The organism is Deltaproteobacteria bacterium (assembly GCA_016930875.1).
Taxonomy (GTDB): domain Bacteria; phylum Desulfobacterota; class Desulfobacteria; order Desulfobacterales.
Window position 1 is genome coordinate 1 of sequence record JAFGFW010000001.1, and the last position, 3,677, is coordinate 3,677.

At 50.5% G+C, this 3,677-nt stretch carries 4 protein-coding genes; 3 read left to right on the forward strand and 1 reads right to left on the reverse strand.

Going from position 1 to position 3,677, the window contains the following annotated elements; translation table 11 throughout:
- Positions 1-297: 297 nt before the first annotated feature.
- A complete protein-coding gene (gene ychF, locus JW883_00005; GenBank protein ID MBN1840652.1) occupies positions 298-1,335 on the reverse strand; it encodes a redox-regulated ATPase YchF in 1,038 nt (345 codons plus the stop codon).
- A 51-nt stretch (positions 1,336-1,386) separates the two neighbouring features.
- Between ychF and JW883_00010 the strand changes: the two genes are divergently transcribed.
- The 3 genes from JW883_00010 to JW883_00020 are packed head-to-tail and all read left to right on the forward strand — an operon-like array spanning position 1,387 to position 3,604.
- Entirely contained in the window at positions 1,387-2,262 is an 876-nt protein-coding gene (locus tag JW883_00010; GenBank protein MBN1840653.1) for a TPM domain-containing protein, read from the forward strand.
- Positions 2,263-2,288: 26 nt separating this feature from the next.
- Positions 2,289-3,032, forward strand: coding sequence for a hypothetical protein (locus JW883_00015; GenBank protein MBN1840654.1), 744 nt, complete (start codon positions 2,289-2,291; stop codon positions 3,030-3,032).
- Positions 3,029-3,604, forward strand: a complete 576-nt coding sequence (locus JW883_00020) for a LemA family protein (GenBank protein ID MBN1840655.1) — start codon at positions 3,029-3,031, stop codon at positions 3,602-3,604. The genes JW883_00015 and JW883_00020 overlap by 4 nt, the downstream gene beginning before the upstream one ends.
- The last annotated feature ends 73 nt before the right edge of the window (positions 3,605-3,677 follow it).

Here is a 3,677-nt window from a genome sequence, read left to right on the forward strand (position 1 = left end):
CTAAGTCCATCGATTCATAAATTCGATAACGAATTTATTTAGACTTCGGCTGAGCTCAGTCGAAGCCCTCAGGACTTAGTGCTGAGTAAGCAAATGCGCAAACTTAACATCTTTCACTACGTTACAGTAGTTGCGAATCGAAGCACTAAGGGCATTCGCAGTCTTGATTGAGCATATCAAATTAACATAATACACAAGGCCTGTTTGTCAATGGTCCGCATTGTGGGAGTGGCCTTGCATAAGGGCTCGCTCAAAAATGACCTCACATTTTAATGTAAACCTATTTCTTCGCGAACCCTAAACATTGAACCGGAAATAGATGACATCACCATCTTTGACGATGTAGGCCTTTCCCTCAAGGCAGACCTTGGCCTCCTTCTTGGCCTGCTGGTAAGAGCCTGCAGCGACCAGATCATCATAGGCCAGGACCTCGGCGCGGATGAAGCCTTTTTTCATATCCGAGTGGATCACGCCGGCCGCTTCCAGGGCCGTAGTCTCTCGGGGGATCAACCAACAACGCACTTCATCGTTTACCACAGTAAAAAATGAAACAAGACCTAACAAATCGCAGGAATTGTGAATCATACGTTCCGCGGCAGGGCTCTCCACGTCATAAGCGGCGAGAAATTCTCCGGCCTCTTCCGGAGAGAGTTCGGAGAGCTCCATTTCCAGTTTTCCACGAACTGCCAGGGCATTGGAAAAGGCAGGGGGGCCTTCCCATGCCGGGATGTCGTCATTTTCCTCGCCATTGTTGAAAACGGTCAGGACCGGTTTGGCGGAAAGAAGGGCATATCCCTTCAAAAGCGGTGCCCGAGCCAGCTCAGGCCGGTCCCGCAGGGGCCTCTCGTCTTCAAGGACCTTGAGGCATGCTTCCAGCAGTCCCAGCTCCTCATCATTTGTCTTTTTCCCACGCTTTCTGTCCATACCGATACGTTCGATTCGCTTCTCCACAACGACAAGATCAGCAAAGATCATCTCACTTTCAAGGCTGATCAGGTCCTCTCTGGGGTGATGGGCCTGGTCTCCGGGCTGATCAAAATTTCGCACCACGTGGACCAGGGCATCCGAAGGACGAATCTCACTCCAAAGGCCTTCGTCTCGCTTTCCGTCATGGGCAAGGCCCTTTGCCGTGCGGGGGAGGATGTACTCCAACCGGGCGTACACGGTTTTTTTTGGTTTGATGAGTTTGCGCAAGGCATCCACCCGTTGATCCGGCACCCGAACCGTGCCTATCGCGGGTCCCTTTTTGGCCCACTGTTCTGGTTTGGTGCTGGTAACTATTTGAAAGATCGTGGATTTGCCTGATTCAGGAAGGCCGACGATTCCGAGTCTCATGGCTTATGAGCGCACCAGATTCTATTGCAATTTCCAGCAAGGTTTCTTTCAATGATCAATTATGATATAAACTATCACAGACCGTGTGGCAAGATTTTGTGTCAGGCGGCATTTTCACCTAACGAGCAGACGAGGTATCTTGAAGTGAGGAAAACACTCAGCATTGCCTCTTTTGTCCTTTTAGCTCTTGTCATATCGACGGCAAGCCATGGGACCGATGAATTCCCGAAACCAAAAGGGCTTGTCAATGACTTTGCCGACGTCATTGAACCTCAATATGAACAAAAACTGACACAGGTGACGGGCGAGCTTCTGAGAAAGACAGGTGTCACCGTGGTCGTAGTTACCATGCCGGACATTGAAGGTGAAGATTACAACGAATACGCAAACCGCCTGTATGCTGCATGGGGAATCGGGAAAAAAGGGGAAGATCGTGGCGTACTTATTTTCCTGGCGCTAAAAGAGCGCAAAATGCGCATCGAGACCGGATACGGTGTAGAGGGAATAATTCCCGACGGCCTTGCAGGGGAAATCCGTGACCGATATATGACCCCCTATCTGAAGCAGGATCGTTTTGGGGAAGGGCTCTTAAATGGCGCCCTTGCAATAGCACAGATCATTGCAAAGGATGCGGGCGTAGGCCTTACAGGCCAGGGGCCTGTCAGAAGAGCCCCGAAGCAGCGCTCCGGCCTTTCAGGTTTGTTGATCATTTTGATCTTTCTGGGGCTCCTCTTTTCCATGGGTAGGAGACGAGGCGGCATGTGGCCGCTTTTGTTGCTCATGTTCATGGGCGGCCGTGGCGGCGGATTCTATGGAGGGGGCTATGGCCGTGGCGGCCTAGGTGGCAGCTTTGGCGGTTTTGGGGGTGGCTTCGGCGGTTTTGGGGGTGGTCTGAGCGGAGGCGGCGGGGCTGGGGGAGGTTTTTGAAAGCATCCTTTCAAGGAGTATAGCTCATGAGCAGGATACCAAGAGAACCAAAGGAGATATTTTCCTCCATTGTCGATGATTACAGGCAGATCTTTGGCGATGACCTGGTTTCTATTATTTTGTACGGAAGCGCGGCAAGCGGCGAGTATGTTGCCGACAGGTCAGACATCAACTTTATGATCGTCCTTTCTGATAACGGAATCGATTCCCTTGGCAAAACCTTTGAGGTTATCGCAAAGTGGAAAAAGCGCAACGTGGCTACCCCTTTGTTTGTTACGGAGGACTACGTTCGAACGTCACTCGACGTCTTTCCCGTTGAATACCTGAATTTTCAAAATAGCCACGTACTTGTATATGGCAAGGACATCCTGAGTGATCTCGCTTTTGCCCCGAATTTCTTGAGGTTGCAGTGCGAAAGGGAAATCAAGGGCAAGCTGTTGCTCCTGCGGGAGGCCTTTCTGGAGACCGGAGGCAAGGGGAGGTATCTCCAGCAGCTTGTCTCGCAATCCATTCAGGCCTTTATTGCTATCTTTAACGGGCTGCTTTACCTTAAAGGCAAAGAACTTCCACGTCATAAACGCAAGGTTATCAGTGAGGTATGTGAGACCTTTGACCTGGACAGCGCCCTTTTTGAAAAGCTCCTTGACATCAAGCAAAAAAAGTTGAAGCCCTCAGGCTCGGAACTCATGAAATTGTTTCAGGCCTACCTGAGAGAAGTGCAAAGGTTGTGGAAACTCGTGGACAGGCTGGAGAAGGAGACAGTTCAATGACCAAAGGACAAAAAAACGCGCTAATCGTCGTCGTGGTTCTTGTCGTTGTTTTGCTGGTTCCCTTTTCGTATTTAAAGGGAACTTACAACAGCCTCGTCAGCATGGACGAGGGGGTCAAGGGCGCCTGGGCCCAGGTGGAAAACCAACTGCAGCGTCGCTATGATCTGATCCCTAATTACGTGGAGACGGTCAAAGGATATGCCAAGCATGAAAAGGAGGTCTTCATCAAGGTCACAGAGGCCCGTTCCAGGGTGGCCGGCGCCGGAACCATCGGCGAAAAGATTAAAGCGAACAATCAGCTCTCCTCGGCCCTGTCGCGACTGTTAGTTGTAGTGGAGCGGTATCCTGAGCTGAAGGCCAACACGAATTTTATCCGCCTTCAGGATGAGCTGGCAGGCACTGAAAACAGAATTGCCGTGGAACGTCGCCGTTTCAACGAAACCGTAAAGGTGTATAATATAAAAATCCGCAGCTTTCCCACTAACTTGATTGCAGGGATGTTCGGATTTGAAAAAGCGGCTTTCTTTGAAGTTCCCAAGGAGCGACAGGAAGCGCCGCAGGTGAAGTTCTAGTCCCTTGTGAAATTCGTGTTTTTTGTGTGGCAGAACATATTTGGAATACGCTGTTTTTGAAGACTGGCAACTA

Coding starts and splice junctions, on each gene's coding strand:
- ychF (MBN1840652.1), bottom strand. CDS start 1,335: ATGAGACTCGGAATCGTCGGCCTTCCTGAATCAGGCAAATCCACGATC.
- JW883_00010 (MBN1840653.1), top strand. CDS start 1,387: ATGATCAATTATGATATAAACTATCACAGACCGTGTGGCAAGATTTTG.
- JW883_00015 (MBN1840654.1), top strand. CDS start 2,289: ATGAGCAGGATACCAAGAGAACCAAAGGAGATATTTTCCTCCATTGTC.
- JW883_00020 (MBN1840655.1), top strand. CDS start 3,029: ATGACCAAAGGACAAAAAAACGCGCTAATCGTCGTCGTGGTTCTTGTC.